The sequence below is a fragment of the Streptomyces sp. NBC_01775 genome, assembly GCF_035917675.1.
Classification (GTDB): Bacteria; Actinomycetota; Actinomycetes; order Streptomycetales; family Streptomycetaceae; genus Streptomyces.
In genome coordinates, this window is sequence record NZ_CP109104.1 from 2,007,080 (window position 1) to 2,023,436 (window position 16,357).

At 72.1% G+C, this 16,357-nt stretch carries 15 protein-coding genes; 6 read left to right on the forward strand and 9 right to left on the reverse strand.

The features are described 5' to 3' along the window. Window positions 1–50 precede the first annotated feature (50 nt). The 3 genes from OHB04_RS09040 (at window position 51) to OHB04_RS09050 (ending at window position 3,506) form a co-directional block, all read left to right on the forward strand. A complete protein-coding gene (locus tag OHB04_RS09040; RefSeq protein ID WP_326807246.1) occupies window positions 51–1,103 on the forward strand; it encodes a CHRD domain-containing protein in 1,053 nt (350 codons plus the stop codon). Between the two features lie 143 nt (window positions 1,104–1,246). Continuing rightward, a complete protein-coding gene (locus OHB04_RS09045; RefSeq protein ID WP_326807247.1) occupies window positions 1,247–2,164 on the forward strand; it encodes an ABC transporter ATP-binding protein in 918 nt (305 codons plus the stop codon). Between the two features lies 1 nt (window position 2,165). Beyond that, a complete protein-coding gene (locus tag OHB04_RS09050) occupies window positions 2,166–3,506 on the forward strand; it encodes an ABC transporter permease (RefSeq protein ID WP_326807248.1) in 1,341 nt (446 codons plus the stop codon). 53 nt (window positions 3,507–3,559) lie between these two features. Here OHB04_RS09050 and ggt read toward each other — a convergent pair whose 3' ends face one another. After that, window positions 3,560–5,332, reverse strand: a complete 1,773-nt coding sequence (gene ggt / locus OHB04_RS09055) for a gamma-glutamyltransferase (protein ID WP_326807249.1) — start codon at window positions 5,330–5,332, stop codon at window positions 3,560–3,562. Window positions 5,333–5,789: 457 nt separating this feature from the next. Between ggt and OHB04_RS09060 the strand changes: the two genes are divergently transcribed. Next, a complete protein-coding gene (locus tag OHB04_RS09060; RefSeq protein WP_326687150.1) occupies window positions 5,790–6,533 on the forward strand; it encodes a hypothetical protein in 744 nt (247 codons plus the stop codon). A gap of 31 nt (window positions 6,534–6,564) precedes the next feature. Here OHB04_RS09060 and OHB04_RS09065 read toward each other — a convergent pair whose 3' ends face one another. From OHB04_RS09065 to OHB04_RS09080, 4 genes are read right to left on the reverse strand one after another with little or no spacing between them, the layout of a single operon-like run. Then, window positions 6,565–7,548 carry an amino acid ABC transporter permease gene (locus OHB04_RS09065; RefSeq protein WP_326687151.1) on the reverse strand — a complete coding sequence of 328 codons (984 nt, stop codon included), beginning with the start codon at window positions 7,546–7,548 and terminating at the stop codon, window positions 6,565–6,567. Then, on the reverse strand, window positions 7,545–8,189 hold the full coding sequence (locus tag OHB04_RS09070; protein WP_326687152.1) for an amino acid ABC transporter permease: 645 nt from the start codon (window positions 8,187–8,189) through the stop codon (window positions 7,545–7,547). Before OHB04_RS09070 ends, OHB04_RS09065 begins: the two co-directional genes overlap by 4 nt. 18 nt (window positions 8,190–8,207) lie before the next feature. Next, entirely contained in the window at window positions 8,208–9,194 is a 987-nt protein-coding gene (locus tag OHB04_RS09075) for a glutamate ABC transporter substrate-binding protein (protein WP_326687153.1), read from the reverse strand. A 12-nt stretch (window positions 9,195–9,206) separates the two neighbouring features. Further along, complete coding sequence (locus OHB04_RS09080; RefSeq protein ID WP_326687154.1) at window positions 9,207–9,944, reverse strand: amino acid ABC transporter ATP-binding protein; 738 nt, start codon at window positions 9,942–9,944, stop codon at window positions 9,207–9,209. A 191-nt stretch (window positions 9,945–10,135) separates the two neighbouring features. Between OHB04_RS09080 and OHB04_RS09085 the strand changes: the two genes are divergently transcribed. Next, window positions 10,136–10,999, forward strand: a complete 864-nt coding sequence (locus OHB04_RS09085) for a GntR family transcriptional regulator (RefSeq protein ID WP_326807250.1) — start codon at window positions 10,136–10,138, stop codon at window positions 10,997–10,999. Between the two features lie 48 nt (window positions 11,000–11,047). Here the strand turns inward: OHB04_RS09085 and OHB04_RS09090 are convergent, their stop codons facing one another. Further along, window positions 11,048–11,488 carry a DUF6278 family protein gene (locus OHB04_RS09090; protein ID WP_326687156.1) on the reverse strand — a complete coding sequence of 147 codons (441 nt, stop codon included), beginning with the start codon at window positions 11,486–11,488 and terminating at the stop codon, window positions 11,048–11,050. A 177-nt stretch (window positions 11,489–11,665) separates the two neighbouring features. Here OHB04_RS09090 and OHB04_RS09095 point away from each other — a divergent pair, with 177 nt between their 5' ends. After that, window positions 11,666–13,510, forward strand: a complete 1,845-nt coding sequence (locus OHB04_RS09095) for an SGNH/GDSL hydrolase family protein (RefSeq protein ID WP_326807251.1) — start codon at window positions 11,666–11,668, stop codon at window positions 13,508–13,510. A gap of 18 nt (window positions 13,511–13,528) precedes the next feature. Here the strand turns inward: OHB04_RS09095 and OHB04_RS09100 are convergent, their stop codons facing one another. From OHB04_RS09100 to pcaDC, 3 genes are read right to left on the reverse strand one after another with little or no spacing between them, the layout of a single operon-like run. Beyond that, entirely contained in the window at window positions 13,529–14,308 is a 780-nt protein-coding gene (locus OHB04_RS09100; RefSeq protein ID WP_326687158.1) for an exodeoxyribonuclease III, read from the reverse strand. A 47-nt stretch (window positions 14,309–14,355) separates the two neighbouring features. Further along, a complete protein-coding gene (locus tag OHB04_RS09105; protein WP_326807252.1) occupies window positions 14,356–15,033 on the reverse strand; it encodes an MBL fold metallo-hydrolase in 678 nt (225 codons plus the stop codon). Next, a complete protein-coding gene (gene pcaDC / locus OHB04_RS09110) occupies window positions 15,023–16,321 on the reverse strand; it encodes a bifunctional 3-oxoadipate enol-lactonase/4-carboxymuconolactone decarboxylase PcaDC (protein WP_326807253.1) in 1,299 nt (432 codons plus the stop codon). The genes OHB04_RS09105 and pcaDC overlap by 11 nt, the downstream gene beginning before the upstream one ends. Between the last annotated feature and the right edge of the window lie 36 nt (window positions 16,322–16,357).

Here is a 16,357-nt window from a genome sequence, read left to right on the forward strand (position 1 = left end):
GACGAGAGCCGGTGCGGGGGCACCGGCCCATTCGATCAGGGGGAACAGCCATGAAGAACCGCAGCGGCACCACGGCCCTCGCTCTGTCCGTCACCGCTGTCGCCGCGGCTGCCGGGGTGGGCCTGGCCGTTCTGCCGGGCGACGGCGACGACGGCGCGAGCAGCGTCCGCGAGAGCGCCGGCCACGGCAGCGCGCACGGGCACGCGGCACACGGCGCGGATGACGCCGCACCGGCGGGCGGGCTCGGTACGCTCAGCGGCTCGGACGTGAGCAGCGCCGGGGCCACGTTCTTCGCGGGCAGCCTCAACGGCGCCAACGAGGTGCCCGTGGCGGGCGGTCCCGCCGTGGGCGACAAGGACGGCAAGGCGCTCGCGCTGATGCGGATCAAGGGCACCAAGGTGTCCTTCGCCTTCAGCTTCCGGGGCATCGCGACACCCACGGCCGCGCATATCCACCAGGGCGTCAGGGGGAAGAACGGCGACATCAAGATCCCGTTCTTCGCGAAGAAGGCCGAGGGCGGCCGTACGACCGTGACCGGAAAGGTGACGGTCAAGGACAAGCAGCTGCTCAACACGCTGCGTACCGACCCGAACGGCTTCTACTTCAACCTGCACACCGGCGAGTTCCCCGGCGGCGCCGTGCGCGGACAGGTCCACAAGCTGGCCACGAAGGCCAACATGCACCGGATGCTGAGCAGTTCGCGGTACGGCGTGATCAAGGGTTCGCAGGTCTACGCCTGCACCAAGCAGGACGACGGCAAGTTCGCGCTCACACAGAACAACGTGCGGGCACGGCTGGAGGGGCGTATCGCCCACCGCTTCGCCAAGCCCGGCCCGGCGGGCCCGCCCGCGTGGGTGGCCTCCGACGGCTCGGACGTCACCGGCAAGCTCCTCTCCAAGATCCCGAACGGCACGAAGAACATCCCGGAACTGGACCTGGCGGCCAAGCAGGCCGGCAAGCACAGCGGCAAGTTCTCGCGGACGACGGAGATCCTGCGCCTCAACACCGAGCGCGGGGTGGCGCCTTCGGGCACCTGCGACCCGAAGAAGCAGCGGAAGGTGGCCGTGCCGTACCGGGCCGACTACGTCTTCATCAACCGCTGACCCGTTGACGAAGGGCCTGCGGCCCCGGCCCCGGGCACCCCGGCCGGGGCTCAAGTCCCCGCTGCCCGGGTGCACATAGCGACACCCCCGTCCGGGGCGTGACGCCAGTGTGGCGCGCGGGCACCCTCCGTAGCGTCATTGGCATGACGACGCCCACGAGGTACCCCACCGCGACCGACGCCCGATTCGACGCCCGCTCCGCCGGCGGCCCGCACTCGCCCGAGGCCCTGCGCCTGGTCAAGGTCAGCAAGGTATACGGCAGCGCGGATGCCGACGGCGGCAACGCCGTCACCGCGCTGAACGAGGTGACGCTGAGCCTGCCCTCCGGCAGCTTCACCGCCGTGATGGGCCCCTCCGGCTCCGGCAAGTCCACGCTGCTCCAGTGCGCGGCCGGGCTGGAGCGGCCCGACCACGGGCTGGTGATGGTGGACGGCGCCGAGATGACGGGCGGCAGCGAGGCGGAGCTGACGAAGTTCCGGCGCAAGCGGATCGGCTTCATCTTCCAGGAGTACAACCTCCTGCCGACGCTCACCGTCGAGGAGAACACCACACTCCCGCTGAAGCTGGCCGGCCGACGCGTCAACCGAAGGCATGCCCGCGAGGTCCTCGGACAGGTCGGCCTCGGGGACCGCCTCGGCCACCTGCCCGAGCAGCTCTCCGGCGGCCAGCAGCAGCGCGTCGCCATCGCCCGCGCGCTGGTGGCCGAGCCGAACGTGATCTTCGCGGACGAGCCCACCGGCGCGCTGGACATGCGCAGCGCCCGCGAGGTGCTGGGCCTGCTCCAGCAGACGGTGCGCGCGTTCGGGCGGACGGTCGTGATGGTGACCCACGACCCGGTCGCCGCCTCGTACGCGGACGCCGTGCAGTTCCTGGCCGACGGGCGGCTGGCGGGGGTGCTGACCTCGCCGACCGTCGATGCCGTCGCCGAGCGGCTCGCGCACCTGGGCGACGCCCTGGAAGCACCGGCAGCGCAGCGCCCCGCCGACCCCCGTTCGACGTCCACGGCCATCCCGGCCTCCGCGACCTCTCCCACCGCCCCTGCCCAGCCCTTCGGAGCCTGACATGTTCTCCCTGGCCCTGCGCTCCGTGCGCAAGCGTCCGGGCCGGTTCGTCGCCACGCTGCTGGCGGCCTTCCTGGGCGCGACGATCACCATGGCGTTCAACTCGCTGCACGACACGGCCGGCACGGCCGGGATCGACGCCGCCGGCGAGGAGACGCTGACGCTCTCCGCGAGCGTCGTCGGCGGCTACGGCACCCTGCTCGTCTTCTCCGCGCTCGCCTCCACGCTCACCGTCAACGTGCGGCAGCGCGCCTCGGAGATCAGCCTGCTGCGGCGCACCGGCGCCACCCCGGCGCAGATCAAGCGCATGGTGGTCGGCGAGGCCGCGGTCGTCGCACTCGTGGGCTGGGCGCTGGCACTGGTGCCCGCGATGTTCGGCGGGCGGGCGCTGCTGTGGATGTTCCAGGACAGCGGTCAGGTCGCGGACAGCGTCGACCCGGTGTTCGGGCCGGTCGGGGTCTCCGCGGGTCTGTCCATCACCCTGCTGGCCGCCGTGGGTGCCTCCTTCCTCGCCGTACGCCGCGCCACCCGCGCCCTGGCCGGTGCGAAGGCTCCCCGGGGACGGCTGCGCGCCGCCGCGGGAGCCGGGGCCCTGCTCCTGGGCGCCGGCGGCCTCGCGGCGACCTTCGCGATCGACTCGGACGAGCCCGCGCTGATGGCGGCGCCCGGCTATGGCGCGATCATGCTGTCGGTCGGCTTCGCGACGCTGGCACCGGCGCTGATGCGTGGGCTGCTGGCCGTGCTGGGGCGCCCGGTGGCCGCGCTCACCGGCGCCGGTGGCTATCTGGCGGTGCTCAACACCCGCCGCAGGGCTGCCCAGTTGAGCGGGGTGCTGATGCCGCTCATCCTGTTCACCGGGATCGCCACCGCGACGGTGTCCATGCAGCTGATCAACAACGCGGTGATCGACGCGTCCGGGCTCACCCGCACGGTCGAGGACAAGAACCTGGAGACGGTCAACCTCGTCGTCGTCGGGATCATCGGCGTCTTCTGCTGCGTCATGCTGATCAACACCCTGTACGCGTCGACGACGTACCGCGGCGGCGAGTTCGGCCGCCAGCGGCTGGCCGGGGCCACCCCGCGCCAGGTCCTGCGTACGGTCGGAGTCGAAGGCGCCCTGCTCACGGCGGTCGGTGTCTTCTTCGGCACGGTGGCCGGGCTGAGCGGCACGCTGGTCTTCCACGCGGCCCGCACCGACAGCGTGTCCCTGCCCGGCAGCATCCCCGGCGTCTTCGCCGGCACGGCGGCCGTCGCGGCGGCGGCCACCTTGGTCACCGTCGTCGCGACAGCCCGCCGCACCCTGCGCACCCCGGCGGTGAACGCCGTGACGGTGGCCGCGTGAGACCTGCGGCCACCGCCCCGGCGGCAACTCGGGTCAAAGCCCCGGCGGGCGTCTCAGCCGCCCGTCGGGTGGACGACCATCGCCGAGCCGCCGCCACGCCGGTCGGTCTCGGCCGCCGCCCGCCAGCGCCCACCGGGCAGCCGCTGGATGCCGGTGGCCGCGCCGATCTCCGGGTTGCTCTTGAACGAGTGCCCCAGCGCCTCCAGTTGACCGCGCACCTTGCTGTCCATCAGCTTCGGCTCCATCTCGGTCTGCGCGGCGTTGCGCTGACTGGCACGCGGCGCCGCGATGGCGTCGACCAGCGGCATGCCACGGTCCAGATGGTTGAGAAGCGTCTGGAGCACGGTCGTGATGATCGTCGCGCCGCCCGGGGAGCCCAGCGCCAGCACCGGCTTGCCGCCCTTGAGCACCACCGTCGGGGACATCGAGGAGCGGGGCCGCTTGCCGGGGCCCGGCAGGTTCGGGTCGTGCGCGCCGGGCGTGGCGGGCACGGCGGAGAAATCCGTCAGCTCGTTGTTCAGCAGGAAGCCGCGGCCCGGCACGGTGATGCCGCTGCCGCCGGTCTGCTCGATGGTGAGGGTGTAGGCGACGACGTTGCCCCACTTGTCGGACGCCGTCAGATGCGTGGTGTTCTCCCCCTCGTAGGTGGTGGCGGCCCGCTCGTCCTTGTCGCCCTCGTCGCACTGCTGCGGATCGCGCGGATCGCCGGGCGCCAGCGGGCTCTTGAGGGCCTTGCCGTCGTCGATCAGGCAGGCGCGGGAGTCCGCGAAGCGCTGCGAGACCAGTTCCTTGGTGGGCACGTCCTCCTGGGAGGGGTCGCCCACCCAGCGGCCACGGTCGGCGAAGGCGATACGGCTCGCCTCCAGATACCGGTGCAGGTACTGCTTCTCGCTCATGCCGCGCAGATCGCCGCGCTCCAGGATGTTCAGCGCCTCGGCCACGCTGGTGCCGCCCGAGGACGAGGGCGCCATCCCGTACACGTCCAGGCCCCGGTAGTCGGTACGCGTCGGCTTCTGCGAGCGCGTCGCGTACGCCTTGAGGTCCTTCGCCGTCATGTCCCCGGGCCGCACGGTGCGGCTCGCGCCGTCGGCGACCGGGGGCTTGCGTACGGTCCGCACGAGGTCGCGGCCCAGCTCGCCCTTGTAGAGCGCGTCGGTGCCCTTGCGGGACAGCTCCTCGTAGGTGCGGGCCAGATCGGGGTTCTTGAGGGTCGAGCCCGCCTCGGGGAGCTTGCCGCCCGGCAGGAAGAGGTCGGCGGTCGCCGGGAAGTCCCGGAACCGCGCCTCGTTGTCGGCCGTCTGCTTGCGGAAGGTCTCATCCACGGTGAACCCTTGGCGCGCCAGCCGCGTGGCCGGCTTCAGCGCCTGCTCCAGCGACTTGTTGCCGTACTCGCGCAGGGCCGTGTCCCACGTCGCCGGGGTGCCCGGCGTCCCGACGCCGAGGCCGCTGGTGACCGCCTCCTCGAAGGGAATCGCCTTCCCGTCCTCGGTGAGCAGATCCTTGTCCGCGCTGAGCGGGGCCTTCTCGCGGCCGTCGATGGTGTGCACCTTGCGGGTGGCCGCGTCGTAATACACGAAGTACCCGCCCCCGCCGACCCCCGCGGAGTACGGCTCCGTCACCCCGAGCGCAGCCGCCGTCGCCACGGCGGCGTCGGCGGCGGTCCCGCCACGCTTGAGCACCTCGATGCCGGCCGCGGAGGCGTCGGCGTCAACACTTGACACGGCGCCCCCGTAACCGGTGGCGACGGGGGCCTTGACGGGTCCGTCTCCTTGGTTCCCCCCGCTTGCGGCGGGAGCGGCGGGCGCGGCCCCGAGAAGCCCGCCCATGAGAGCGGTAACCCCCAGCCCGGCGGCCCACCGCGCACGTACCCGCCTCGCACCGGTGCCCGACCGCCGGTCACCGCCGCCGGGCGTCCCGCCGTCGCGGCGGGAAGAGGAGGACGTTCCGGCGCGATGGCGCGAAGAGGGGGACGACCCAGCGTCGCGGCGGGAGAAAGGGGCGCCGTCGCCGTCGCGGCGTTGGGCGTCAGGGGGTGTCATCCGGGACCTCCTTGGCGATGATCCGCGTCAGCGTAGCCCGCTTGATGCGGATGCGTCAGTACCACCACGGTCGGGGCGACAGCCATCGGCTCCCACCGGCCCGGAAGGGCCGAGACGTACCGCCACGGACGGCGGCGGCAACCCCGTCGGCCTCCACCGGCCCACCAGGGCCGTGAGGCACAAATGGGGCGGCCACCAATCCCAGCGAGGTCACCCTGCCCGGCAGGGCTTACGCTGCCGCGTCATGGATGACTACCTCCGGGAGATCGTGCTGGGCGTCATAGCCGCGGCGGTCACCGCGACAGCGGGCTGGTTCGCGCGTACGTACCTGTGGCGGCGCAGGCTGCGCCGTAAGCAGCGGTTCTTCGGGATGCCGGAGCACTCCGAGTGTCTGCTCGTGGTCAACAGGGACGCGGGGACCAGCGAATGGGCGGTCGCCCGCAACGACGTGTTCGCGCTCCTGGAGCTGTCCGCGCTCATCAAGGACTGCGGCGCCAACGCCGACGTCGTCGCGCACGACGCGGCGCAGCAGGGCTTCGGCGAGCGTACGGAGTTCTGCCTCGGGGGGCCTGTCTCGAACCGGCGTATGGCCGCGCACCTTCAGTCGCTCCTGCCCGGGGTGCAGGTGAACACCGAGGCGGAGCCGGGCCCGGACCGGGGAGCCTTCGCCATCGGGAGCGAGCGCTACCGGCTGGAGAACGGCACCGCCGAGCACGTGCTGCTCGCCCGGCTGACGGCGGGCCAGAGCGAGAACGTGCGGCCCGTCTTCCTGATCTGCGGGCAGCGCTCGATCACCAATCAGGCGGCGGCCCGCTATCTGGCCCGCAACCATGTGCGGCTCGCCCGTAAGCACGGACAGAACGGCAACTTCTGTCTGCTGCTGAAGGTCGTCAACTCCCAGGCGTACGGCCCCGACGTGGTGGAGCTGCTCGCCGATGTGACCCGCGCGGCCACGACCCCCCGCAGGGGCGGCCACCGCGCGCTGTGAGGCATCCGCCGGGGGGCCGGGCCGGTGGGAGTCAGGCCGGTCCCCGGCCGCCGGGCATCGTGGGGCCCGCCGCGGCGGGGGCGACGGCGACGGCCTCGTTCTTGACGTTGCCCCGCTCGCGCCGGGCCACCCAGGTCGCGAACCAGCTCAGGAGCATGCACAGGCCGATGTAGATCGCCGAGATCACGATGACGACGGGGATGAACGGCATCGTGTAGTCCATGTTGATCGCGATCAGCCGCCCGGCGTGCAGGAACTCCTCGTAGGTGATCAGGTATCCCAGCGAGGTGTCCTTCAGCGCGACGACGAGCTGGCTGATGATCGTCGGCAGCATGGCCCGTACCGCCTGCGGCACCAGGACGAGGGTCATCACCTGGGTCTTGCGCATGCCCAGCGCGTAGGCCGCCTCGCGCTGGCCCCGGTCCACGGAGCGCACCCCGGAGCGGAAGACCTCGGCGAGGACGGAGCCGTTGTAGAGGGTCAGCCCGGCCACGAGCGCGGGCAGCGGCTGGATCTGGAGGGCGACGAAGATGAAGAAGATCATCACCAGCACGGGCATGGCCCGGAAGAACTCCACCAGCAGCGTGCTCACCCACCGCACGGGCGCGTGCTCCGACAGCCGCCCGGCGGCCAGCACCCCGCCGAGCGCCAGCGCGAGCACGGCGGCCATGGCGAATGCCTTGAGCGTGTTTCCCAGGCCCCGCAGCAGCAGTTCCTGGATGCCCTCGTAGCCGAAGGGCCGCCATTTGACGTACGAGAACTGACCCGTATCGACAAGGAGATAGATCACCCACGCCGCCAGCACCGCGAGCGCGAGCGTGGCGAGCAGCCCGTAGCCCAGGTGCCGGGCGCGGGCGCGCGGCCCGGGGATGTCGTAGAGCGCGGAGGAACTGTTCCGCGGCGCCCGCTTCGGGGAGCGTACGGAGGCCGCCGGGGCGCCGGAAGCGCCTGACGGGCCGGGGGATCCGGGGGAGCCCGGTGAGCCGGGCGACGGCGAGGAGGCGGGCGTGGTCATCGGGCGGCTCCCCAGCGCCGTTCCATCGCATGGAAGAGCGCGCTGATGGCGAGGGTCAGGATCAGATAGCCGAGCGCGATCCAGACGAAGCTCCAGATGACGCTGTAGCCGTTCTCGTTGAGCGTCTTGTAGGTGCTCAGCAGCTCGACGACGCTGAAGGAACCCGCGATCGCGGAGTTCTTGGCGAGCGCGATGAGCGTGGAGCCCACCGGGGCGATGACGGTGCGGAGCGCCTGCGGCAGCACCACCGTGCTCAGCGTCTGACCGAAGGTCATGCCCAGGCAGCGGGCCGCCTCGCCCTGGCCGAGCGGCACGGTGTTGATGCCCGAGCGCACCGCCTCGCAGATGAAGGAGGAGGTGTAGCAGCCCAGCGCCAGCACCGCGAACAGCTCGAACGGCAGCTCGACGCCGAAGCGCGGCAGCCCCAGCAGCATCGCGAAGAACAGCAGCGTGAGCGGAGTGTTGCGCAACACCGTCACCCAGACGGTGCCCACCCAGCGCAGCGCCGCCACGGGGGCCACCCGGAAGCCCGCCATGATCACCCCCACGGCGAGGGCCAGCAGCGAGGAGTAGAAGGTGAGTCTCAGGGTGCCGAGAAAGCCCTCGCCGTAGAGGGAGAAATTCTGTGTCAGTACGTCCATGGAGGCGCTCGCTTCCTCTCAGCTCGTCAGCGCGCGATCGATGCGGGGAGGCTTGGGCGCGGGCACACCGGAGAGGCCGAGCGTGACGTCGTAGGCCCGCTTCCAGTCGCCATCGCGCTCCCGCGCGGTGATCGCCTTGTCGAGCGCCCGGGCGAGCGCGCGGTCGGTGCGCGGGACGCCGACGCCGTAGGGCTCCTCGGAGAACGCCTTGCCGACGACCTTGAGGTGCCGGGGGTCCTTGGCCGCGTAGCCGAGCAGGATCGTGTCGTCGGTGGTGACGGCGTCGACCTGGTTGTTGAGCAGGTTGTCGACGCAGATCGCATAGCTGTCGTAAGCGACGGGCACGGCGCGCGGGTAGTCGTCCTGGATGCGCTGGAGCGGGGTGGAGCCCACGGCCGAGCAGATCTTCTTCCCGGACATGTCCCGCGGTCCCCGCAGCCGCTTCTCACCGGCCCGCACCAGCAGCTTCTGGCCGGCGATGTAGTAGGGCCCGGCGAAGCCGACGAGCTTCTTGCGGCCGGGGTTGATGGTGTAGGTGCCCACGTAGTAGTCGATCTGGCCGTTCTGGAGGGCGGTTTCCCGGTTGGCGGAGGCGATGGCCTTGAACTGGATGCCGCTCTTGGGGTCGAAGCCCAGGGAGGCCGCGAGCATCTCGGCGATCTCCACGTCGAAGCCCGAGTAGACGCCGGTGGCCGGGTTCATCTCGCCCATGCCGGGCTGGTCCTCCTTGACGCCGATGGTCAGCTGCCCGCGCTGCTTCGCGCTCTTCCAGGTGGGCGAGGAGGGCAGCGAGAAGCCGGTGTCGACGGCGTAGTGCGGCAGCCTGCCGGCCTGGGGGCCGCGCGCCGGAGGGCTGCCGACGGCGCCGCAGGCGGTGACCGCGAGGACGAGGGAGACGGTCGCGGCGAGGCGGCCGGCCGCGGTGAGGCGGCCGGTCACAGCGACGTGGGCGGTCGCGGCGAGGCGGACTCTCATGGCGAGGCGGCCTGGAGTGTGGATACGCATGACGGCCCCCTCTCAGTGCTTGAGGATCTTGGAGAGGAAGTCCTTGGCGCGGGCGCTCTCGGGCGCCGTGAAGAAGGCCTCGGGGCTGCGGTCCTCGACGATCTGACCGTCCGCCATGAACACCACGCGGTTGGCCGCCGAGCGGGCGAAGCCCATCTCGTGGGTGACCACGACCATCGTCATGCCGTCCCTGGCCAGCTGCTGCATGACCTCCAGGACCTCGCTGATCATCTCCGGGTCCAGCGCCGAGGTCGGCTCGTCGAACAGCAGCGCCTTCGGGTCCATGGCCAGTGCCCGCGCGATGGCGACCCGCTGCTGCTGGCCGCCGGACAGCTGCGCGGGGTACTTCGCGGCGTGCTCGGCCAGGCCGACCCTGCCGAGGAGTTCGCGGGCCCGCGTCGTCGCCTCGTCCTTCTTCTTGCCGCGCACCTTGACCGGCGCGAGCATCACGTTCGCCAGCACCGTCTTGTGCGCGAAGAGGTTGAAGGCCTGGAAGACCATGCCCACTTCGGTGCGCAGCCTGGCCAGTTCCCTTCCCTCGGCGGGGAGTGGTTGCCCTGCCAGGGTGATGGTGCCGGACTCCACCGTCTCCAGACGGTTGATGGTCCGGCACAGTGTTGACTTGCCCGAGCCCGAGGGGCCGATGACGACCACGACCTCCCCCTGGCCCACGGTCAGATTGATGTCCCTGAGCACATGCAGCTCGCCGTAGTGCTTGTTGACGCCGCGCAGCTCGATCAGCGGTTTCATAGAAACCGGAAACTATCGGCCCGAATGGGGTACTTCCGGGATGACACGCAGTAGGGGGATACAACAGGAAATGGGTGCTATCCAGGCCTAGGTACGAAGGAAGACCCTGGGTACCTAGCCTGCTCCCACATCAGAGGCCATGGCCTCAGTCAGGGAAAGTCCGGAGACTTCCGGAGAGAGGGGAGCCCGGAATGGGCAACAAGGACGAGACCAGGCCGGTGTATCAGCGGATCGCCGACGATCTGCGCCGCCAGATCGACGAAGGGACGCTGCCGGTCGGGGCCCGTATCCCCTCCCGCGCCGAGCTGAAGCGCTCCTACGAGGCCAGCGACCAGACCGTGGATCGCGCGGTACGGGTGCTCAAGTCGGCCGGGTACGCGGAAGGCCAGTTCGGGCGCGGGGTGTTCGTCACGGACCGCGCGCCGGTCGGCACCCTGCTGCGCTCCACCGGCGCCGTCGACTCGCCCTTCGCGGCCCGTATCGCCGCCCGCGCGGCGGACCCCGCGGCTGGGCCGGACCCGGCGGGCGCGGCGAACCGTGCGGGTGAACCCCCCGACGAGCGCGTCGGCCCCCACCCGGTACCCGAGCCGGGCACCGAGGCCTCGGCCGTCGTGTGGGAGGCCACCTCCAGCACGGCACGGGCACCCGAACGCATCGCCGAGCGGCTCGGCATCGAGCCCGGTGACCCGGTGATGTGCACACAGTATGAATATCTTGCCGACCGCCGCCCCGTGCAGCTCGCCACCAGCTGGGAGCCGCTCGCCATCACCGAGGGAACCGACGTCATGTGCCCTGAGCGAGGCCCCTACGCCCGCCGCGGCGTCCGCGGCCGGCTGGCCGCCATCGGGATCCGGGTGGTGCGCGCCGTCGAACTCGTCGGCGCACGCCCCGCCACCAGCCCCGAGGCCGAGACCCTGGGCTGCTCCCCCGGGCAGTGCGTCACCGCGGTCGAGCGCACCCACTACGACGAGGACGGGCGCGCCGTGGAAACCTCCGACATCGTCGTACGCGCCGACCGCTGGCGGCTCGAGTACGGCATCACCTTCACGGGCTGAGCCCTGAGACCGGCCGCCGCAGCCCCCGTCGCCACCCCTGGCGGGGCCTCAGCCCTCGCTGGCCTCCGCGTACGCCTGGGACAGCTCCGGCGAGCCCGTCTCCGCCCACGCCGCACCCTCCTCCAGCACGTCCACTTCCCGCCCGGACGGCAGCAGCACCACCGGCTGCCCGTCGGGCCACTGCACCCAGCGGGCGCCGGGCACCGTCCGGACGATCACCGAACCCAGGTACAGCCCCGCGTCGCTGCCCAGCCACGGGGAGACCTCGGGGTCCTCGCGCCAGTGCGGCGGCAGCTGGTCGAGCGCCGCCAAGGACTCGGCGGAGTCGTCGAGTTCGAGGCCGGCCGCTCTCGCCTGCTCGCGCAGCAGCTCGCACTCGGACAGCAGTTGCGCGGCGCTCTCCGGGTCGCTGGACAGGGCGTCGGTCAGCGCGACTCCTTCTGCGTCCCCGCGTCTCTTGCGCCAGTTGTCCAGAAAGGGGAAGTGCATACGGCTCAGCGTGTCACCCGCGCGGGCCCCGGCACCATAGGCGCGCTGTGCGGGGGAGCCGCCCGGTTGCGCGGCCGGACACCTTGACGCCGCTTTCCCGTCTCCCTACTTTCACCCAGCCCCGGTCGAATCCGGGGTGGATACAAGGGTGTTGGAGTCCTACGAGAGGGCAATCACGTGCACAGACGTCTCTGGATCAGCTCCGTCACGCTGCTGGTGGCCGCCGCCACGGCCACCGGACCAGCGCTGACGGCAGCAGCACAGGACCATACGACCAGACCCGTGGCCGCCCCGGCCGCCTCCACGGCGCACCGCCCGCTCCCCCTGGAACGCCTCTACGACAACCGCGCCGTCAGCGACGACGCACGCCCCGGCGCAGCCGACTTCGACGGCGCCGGCCGCTCCCTCTCGGCGCAGGACCTCACGGCGGCAGGGTGGCGGCCCGGCGCCCGCCTCGACCTCGACGGGGCCGCGCTGCGCATGCCCGACCGCTCCCCCGGCGACCCCGACAACGTGCGCGCCGACGGGCAGCACGTGCGGCTGAGCGGGCGCGGGGACGCCATCTCCTTCCTGGTGGCCGCCACTTCGCCCGACGGCGCGGGCGAGTCCGTCACCGGGACCGGCTCCCTGCGCTACAGCGACGGCTCACGCGGCTCCTACACCCTCGGCGCGGCCGACTGGCGGGGCGGGCCGCTCAGTACCAAGGCCGTCGCCCTGCCCCATCTCAACGCCCGCGAGGGCGGACAGCTCGGCGAGAAGGCGCGGCTGTACGCGGTCACCGTGCCGCTGGAGCGGGGCCGCACCCTCAGCTCGGTCCAGCTGCCCAAGGACCCGGGCCCCGGGGCGGATCTGCACGTCTTCGACGCCGCCGTCCGCGATGAGGCCACCGGCTGGAGCGGCACCTGGTCCGCCAGCACCGGCGGTTACACCGGCTCCGGGCTGTGGCAGGACCAGACACTGCGGCTGGTCGTCCACACCTCGGCGGGCGGGCCGCGGGCCCGCATCCGGCTGGAGAACACCTTCGCCGCCGAACCCGTGCGCATCGGGCACGCCTCCATCGCCGTCCAGCGCGACGGCGCCGCCACCAAGGGCAAGCCCGTGCGCCTCACCTTCGACGGCGGACAGGCGGGCACCCGGATTCCGGCGGGGGCCCGAGCGGTCAGCGACCCGGTCGGCTTCGACGTACCGCCCGACACGAACCTGCTGGTCAGCATCCATCTGCCGGACCCGGTCAGCGCCGCGCCCGTGCACAGCGAGGCCATCCAGCGCTCGTACCTGAGCGAGGGGGGCAGCGGGGACCGCACGGGCGAGAGCGGCGGCGAGGCCTACACCCGGTCGCTGAGCATGTGGCCCTTCCTCACCGGCATCGACGTCCAGGGCGGGCCCGGGTCCGTCGTCACCCTCGGCGACTCCATCACGGACGGCGTCCGCTCCACCCAGGGCGCCAACGCGCGCTGGCCCAATGTGCTGGCCCGGCGGCTGCAAGGCCAGGACGAGGTCCCGAAGTACGGCGTCCTGAACCATGGCATCTCCGCCAACCGCATCGTCACCGACCGCTACCCCGGCGACGGCGTCAGCACCGACACGGCGGGCGTCAGCGCCCAGCACCGCCTGGAGCGGGACGTCCTCGCGCAGACCCGCGCCAAGACGGTGATCCTCTTCGAGGGCATCAACGACGTGCGGTGGGGCACCTCGGCGGACGAGGTCATAGACGGCATGAAGGCGATCGCCACGCGGGCCCGGGAGCGCGGCATGCGCGTCCTGGTGGCCACCGTCGCGCCCTGTGAGGGCTACAAGGACTGCACGCCCACCGTGGACGCGCGCCGGGTCGCCGTCAACGCCTTCGTGCGGGCGAACTCGGGGCACTTCGACGGTGTCCTCGACTTCGACGCGGCCGTACGGGACCCCGCGCGGCCCGCGCGGATGCTCCCCGAATATGACTCGGGGGATCATCTGCATCCGGGGGACGCCGGGTTGCGGGCGCTGGCCGAGTCGATCGACCTGCGGGAGCTGAAGGGCTGAGGTCGCTGGGCGCGGACGTCACACGTCGAGGTCGACGACGACCGGGGCGTGGTCGGAGGCGCCCTTGCCCTTTCTGGCCTCTCGGTCGACGTAGGCGTCCCGCACGGCCGAGCCGAACGCCTCGTTGCCGTAGACCAGATCGATGCGCATGCCCCTGTTCTTGGGGAAGCACAGCTGGCGGTAGTCCCAGTACGTGAACGGGACGTCGTACTTCAGGGGGCGCGGGTGGATGTCCTTGACGCCCGCGCCCTCCAGCGCGGCCAGCGCGTCCCGCTCGCGGTCGGTGACGTGGGTGGCGCCCTCGAACTGGGCGAGGTCCCACACGTCCGCGTCGGTCGGCGCGATGTTGAAGTCTCCGAGAACCGCGAAGGGCCGCGGGCCCGCGGCGGACTTCTCCACCGTGGCCCGCAGCGCCGCCAGCCACTCCAGCTTGTACTCGTAGTGCGGGTGCCCCACCTCGCGCCCGTTGGGCACATAGACGGACCACACCCGCACCCCGCCGCAGGTGGCCCCCGCCGCGCGGGCCTCCACCACGCCCTCGTACTCCGGGACCTCCGGGAGGCCGGCGACGGGGTCCTCCACGCCCACGCGGGAGAGGACCGCGGCGCCGTTCCACCGGCCGCCGGCGTTCACCACCGGCTCATAGCCCAGCGCCCGCAGCTCGTCGTCGGGGAACGCCTCCTCGGAGACCTTCAGCTCCTGGAGGCAGAGCACGTCGGGCTGCGCCGTCTCCAGCCACTGCGTCAGACGCGGCAGGCGGGCGGTGATCGAGTTGATGTTCCAGGTGGCGATACGCATACAGGCTCCGTCGGGGGTTACGGGGGTCGTCCCCCGGGAGAGTGAGGCTATCGCGCGAGTCCGACACTCTCGCCCGGCGTCAGATGACCGTGCGCGGCACCGCCCGTGCCGGGGCCGCCCTCGCCCAGCATGCGGCCCAGGACGGCCAGCCCGTTGTCGTTGAGCAGCCCGTCGTGGATGTCGTAGACGTGGGCCGGGCCGACGGCGCGCACATAGTCGAGGACCTCGGAGAACTTGTTCCACGGCGCGTGCATCGGCAGCAGCAGGGTCTTCACGGGACGCTCGGGGACGGTGAGCGCGTCACCGGGGTGGAAGACCAGGCCGTCCACGACGTAGCCGACGTTGGTGATGCGCGGGATGTCCGGGTGGATGACCGCGTGCAGCTCGCCGTGCACCTCGACCTGGAATCCGGCGGCCTCGAAGGTGTCGCCGTGTCCGACCGTGTGCACGCGGCCGGGAAACGCACCGGAGATCTGGTCGGCGACGCTGCGCAGCGTCCAGATCTCGGCAGCGGGGTTGGCCTCCATGGCGGCGCGCAGCCGCAGCTCGTCGAAGTGGTCGGGGTGCTCGTGGGTGACCAGCAGCACGTCGGCACCCAGTGCCGCGTCCCGCTCGCTGAAGCCGCCCGGGTCGATGACCAGCGTCCGGCCGCCCTTTTCCAGGCGCACACAGGAGTGGCCCTTCTTGGTGAGGGCCGGCGAAGTGTCGTTCGCGTCAGTTCCCATGGGGCCCATTGTCCTCTTCGGCCGCCCGCCGGTCCTCCGGAGTGGTCTCCGCGCGGATGACGCGCTGGGCGACGGCGAAGGCGGAGTGCGCCGCGGGCACCCCGCAGTAGACCGCGGTCTGCAACAGCACCTCCTTGATCTCCTCGGGCGTGAGGCCGTTGCGCAGCGCCGCGCGGGTGTGGAAGGCCAGTTCCTCGTAGTGGCCCCGGGCGGTGAGCGCGGTCAGCGTGATCACCGAGCGGGTGCGACGGTCGACGCCGCCGCGGGTCCAGACCTCGCCCCAGGCGTAGCGCGTGACGAAGTTGTCGAAGTCGCCGGTGAAGTCGTCGGCCTCCTCGGTCGCCCGGTCCACATGGGCGTCCCCGAGGACCTCGCGGCGGACCTTCATGCCCGCGTCGAAGGCGTCGGTGCGCTGCGCGGCACGCGCGCCGGACTCCAGCTCCGCCACGGCGGAGGCCTGCTGCGGGACGGGCGCGATGACCGGCGCGGGCGCGGGCGGACCGGCCGCCGACTCCTGCCAGGTGGTGGTGAAGTGCCGGATGAGCAGATCGGTGACCGCGCCCGGCTGCTCGACGGGCGTCAGGTGCGAGGCGCCCGGCACGATCGCCAGCCGCGCGTCCGGGATCCCGGCGACCAGTGCGCGGGCCTCGGCCGGCGGGGTGGCCTCGTCCTCGGCTCCGGCCACCACCAGGGTCGGCACGCCTATGCCGCCCAGCGAGCCCTTGGCGTCGAAGGAGGCCAGGGCCTCGCACGCGGCGATGTAGCAGCCCGGGTCGGTCGTCCGCACCATCTGTACGGCCCACTCGACGATGGCGGGCTGCGCCTGGGCGAAGCCGGTGGTGAACCAGCGCTCCGGGGTGGTGCGGGCGATGGGGTCCAGGCCGTTGGTGCGGATGACGACGCCGCGCTGGCGCCAGCTGTCGGGCGTGCCGTAGCGCGGCGAGGAGGAGACCAGCGCCAGGGAGGTCACCCGCTGCGGCGCGGCCAGCGCGAGCTGGATACCGAGGGCGCCGCCGATGGAGCAGCCCGCGTAGCCGAAGCGCTCGATGCCGAGGCCGTCGAGGGTGGCCAGCAGCCGCTCGGCGAGCGCGGTGGCCGAGTCGGCGGAGTAGGCGGGCGAGCCGCCGTGACCGGGCAGATCGAACCGGAGCACCCGCCAGTGGCGGGTCAGCTCCGGGATCTGCCGGTCCCACATGTGCCAGGTCGTACCGAGGGCCGGGCCCAGGACGAGTACCGGCGCGTCGTCGGATCCGTCGGTCCGGTGTTGCAGCGTTTGGGCGGGGGTCACCGTGCTTCACCTCGGGCAGGCGGTCGAGAACTGGCA

What these genes read in the sequence shown, in the direction of transcription:
- OHB04_RS09040 (WP_326807246.1), top strand. Translation starts at nt 51, where the DNA reads ATGAAGAACCGCAGCGGCACCACGGCCCTCGCTCTGTCCGTCACCGCT.
- OHB04_RS09050 (WP_326807248.1), top strand. Translation starts at nt 2,166, where the DNA reads ATGTTCTCCCTGGCCCTGCGCTCCGTGCGCAAGCGTCCGGGCCGGTTC.
- OHB04_RS09070 (WP_326687152.1), bottom strand. Translation starts at nt 8,189, where the DNA reads ATGGACGTACTGACACAGAATTTCTCCCTCTACGGCGAGGGCTTTCTC.
- OHB04_RS09075 (WP_326687153.1), bottom strand. Translation starts at nt 9,194, where the DNA reads ATGCGTATCCACACTCCAGGCCGCCTCGCCATGAGAGTCCGCCTCGCC.
- OHB04_RS09100 (WP_326687158.1), bottom strand. Translation starts at nt 14,308, where the DNA reads ATGCGTATCGCCACCTGGAACATCAACTCGATCACCGCCCGCCTGCCG.
- OHB04_RS09065 (WP_326687151.1), bottom strand. Translation starts at nt 7,548, where the DNA reads ATGACCACGCCCGCCTCCTCGCCGTCGCCCGGCTCACCGGGCTCCCCC.
- OHB04_RS09060 (WP_326687150.1), top strand. Translation starts at nt 5,790, where the DNA reads ATGGATGACTACCTCCGGGAGATCGTGCTGGGCGTCATAGCCGCGGCG.
- OHB04_RS09045 (WP_326807247.1), top strand. Translation starts at nt 1,247, where the DNA reads ATGACGACGCCCACGAGGTACCCCACCGCGACCGACGCCCGATTCGAC.
- OHB04_RS09080 (WP_326687154.1), bottom strand. Translation starts at nt 9,944, where the DNA reads ATGAAACCGCTGATCGAGCTGCGCGGCGTCAACAAGCACTACGGCGAG.
- OHB04_RS09105 (WP_326807252.1), bottom strand. Translation starts at nt 15,033, where the DNA reads ATGGGAACTGACGCGAACGACACTTCGCCGGCCCTCACCAAGAAGGGC.
- OHB04_RS09090 (WP_326687156.1), bottom strand. Translation starts at nt 11,488, where the DNA reads ATGCACTTCCCCTTTCTGGACAACTGGCGCAAGAGACGCGGGGACGCA.
- ggt (WP_326807249.1), bottom strand. Translation starts at nt 5,332, where the DNA reads ATGGGCGGGCTTCTCGGGGCCGCGCCCGCCGCTCCCGCCGCAAGCGGG.
- OHB04_RS09085 (WP_326807250.1), top strand. Translation starts at nt 10,136, where the DNA reads ATGGGCAACAAGGACGAGACCAGGCCGGTGTATCAGCGGATCGCCGAC.